At 66.8% G+C, this 428-nt stretch carries 1 protein-coding gene; it reads left to right on the forward strand.

Annotated elements, in window-relative coordinates:
* Positions 1-101: 101 nt before the first annotated feature.
* On the forward strand, positions 102-428 hold a 327-nt coding region (locus D7V88_RS42360; protein ID WP_208726803.1), incomplete at its 3' end, for an ATP-binding cassette domain-containing protein.

Genomic DNA, 428 nt, shown 5'->3' on the forward strand with positions numbered 1-428 from the left:
ACACAGAAGGGATGTACCGCGGGTTCGCACGCGGCGCGCAAGCGCCCGTGGTGTCGATCTATCGGTAAGAAGCCGCCAAGCAGGACAGCAGGAGATTTGTCGTGACAGCAACCAAACAGCCCGGCTCCAACAGCGTCATTGCCATGCCCGACCAGCGTGTCGTGCAGGTGCAAGACCTGAGCGTGCGCTTTGCCACGTCCGAGCGCGTCGTCGACGCGGTGCGCAACCTGTCGTTCCACGTCGACCGGGGCGAGACGCTGGCCGTGGTGGGCGAATCGGGTTCGGGCAAGTCGGTGACGTCGCTGGCGCTGATGCGGCTGGTGGAACACGGCGGCGGCAAGATCATCGGCGGGCAGATGCATCTGCGCCGCCGCAACGGCGAGGTGCTGGACTTGGCCAACGCCAGCCCAGCCGCCATGCGCGGCGTG

It is taken from the genome of Corallococcus terminator (genome assembly GCF_003611635.1).
GTDB classification, from domain to species: domain Bacteria; phylum Myxococcota; class Myxococcia; order Myxococcales; family Myxococcaceae; genus Corallococcus; species Corallococcus terminator.